The sequence below is a fragment of the Dactylosporangium sp. NPDC005572 genome, assembly GCF_040605515.1.
Classification (GTDB): domain Bacteria; phylum Actinomycetota; class Actinomycetes; order Mycobacteriales; family Micromonosporaceae; genus Dactylosporangium.
Genome location: NZ_JBEXCY010000455.1, coordinates 1 through 1,716, shown reverse-complemented (window position 1 = coordinate 1,716; position 1,716 = coordinate 1). Strand labels below are relative to the sequence as shown.

The window sequence follows — 1,716 nt, the reverse complement described above, 5'->3', positions numbered from 1 at the left end:
CCTCGACGCCGGCGCCGCCGGGGTCATCGTGCCGCTCGTGAACTCGCCCGACGACGCGGCCCGGGCCGTCGCCGCCACCCGCTACCCGCTGCACGGCATCCGCTCGTACGGCCCGATGCGCTCGCTCCTGCGGATCGGGCCCACCCCGGCCGACGCCGACGCGACCGTCGCCTGCCTGGCGATGATCGAGACCCCGGACGGCCTGGCGACCGTGGAGAAGATCTGCGCGACACCCGGCCTCACCGGCGTGTACGTGGGTCCGTCCGACCTGACGCTCGCCGTCGGCGGCGCCTACCCGGGCGACCCGGCGGTGCGTGACGTGTTCGAGGCCGCGCTACGGCGCATCCGGGAGGCGGCCGCCGCAGCTGGAGTCGCGGCCGGCATGCACACCGCCGCCGGCGCCGACGCGGCTCGCCGGCTGGCCGAGGGGTTCACCTTCGCCACCATCTCCTCCGACCTGACCCACCTGGAACGGGCCGCCGCCGATCATCTGCGCGACAGCGGGGCCGAGCGATGACCGACGGCGTGCTGCGGCGGCGGCCGGACGGCGCGGCGGAGGCGTTCCTGCCCACGCACACCGTCCAGTCACACGCGGCCAACCTCGCGCTGCTGCCCGACGGCTCCCTCGGCTGCGTCTGGTTCGGCGGTACCCAGGAGGGCATGGCCGACATCGGCATCTGGTTCTCCCGCCTGCCCGCCGGTGGCGACCGGTTCACCGACCCGGTGCCGCTCAGCGACGACCCGCACCGTTCCGAGCAGAACCCGGTCCTGTTCGTGGCCCCGGACGGTGAGCTGTGGCTGCTGCACACCGCACAGCACGCCGGCGACCAGGACACAGCGGTCGTCCGGGTGCGCCGGTCCGCGACGTCCGGCCGCGAATGGACACCCACCGAGGACCTCATCTCCTCCGACGAGGGCGGGGTCTTCGTCCGGCAACCGCCGGTGGTCCTGCCGTCGGGGCGGTGGCTGCTGCCGACCTTCACCTGCCGACGGGTCGGCGACCGGCCGTGGACCGGCGACCACGACATCAGCAGCGTCCGCTGTGCTTCCTCCTGGCAGGAGACGTTGGTACCGGAGTCGACCGGCCTCGTCCACATGAACATCACGCCGCGCATCGGCGGCTACGTCGCCTACTTCCGCAGCCGCTGGGCCGACCACGTGTACCGCAGCGTCTGCGGCGAGGACGGCGTCTCCTGGCAGCCGCCACGCCCCACCGAGCTGCCGAACAACAACTCCTCGATCCAGGCGGTCAAGCTCGACGACGGCCGCACCGTGATGGCGCTCAACGCCAGCAGCCGCCGCACCGCCACCGCCCGGCGCGTCTCCCTGTACGACGAGATCGACGACAACGGCATCGTGGAGGGCGCCGGCCCGCAGGTCCTCCCGGTCGACGACACCGGCGAACGCACCGCCTTCTGGGGCGCGCCGAGGGCCCCGCTCATCCTCGCCGTGTCCCACGACGACGGCGTGACCTGGCCGGTACGGCACAGTCTCGCCAACGGCGACGGCTACGCGCTGTCCAACAACTCCCGCGACGGACGCAACCGCGAGCTGAGCTACCCCTCGATCCTGCCGGACGGCGGTGGCGGCCTGCACATCGCCTTCACCCACCACCGCAAGGCGATCCGCTACCTCCACCTGCCAACCGTCCCCTCCTGACACGCCCGCGATTGCCGGCGGTCAGTGAACGGCGAGGGGAAGCTCGACTTGTAGGCA

2 protein-coding genes are annotated in these 1,716 nt (G+C 73.0%); both read left to right on the top strand.

The window, feature by feature from the left end; genetic code table 11:
* A partial coding sequence (locus ABZS66_RS61585) for an aldolase/citrate lyase family protein (protein WP_354774254.1) occupies positions 1-517 on the top strand: 517 nt, incomplete at its 5' end.
* The gene (locus tag ABZS66_RS61580; protein ID WP_354774252.1) at positions 514-1,659 is read left to right on the top strand and encodes an exo-alpha-sialidase; all 1,146 of its coding nucleotides are present in this window, start codon (positions 514-516) and stop codon (positions 1,657-1,659) included. The genes ABZS66_RS61585 and ABZS66_RS61580, both read left to right, overlap by 4 nt.
* Positions 1,660-1,716 lie beyond the last annotated feature (57 nt).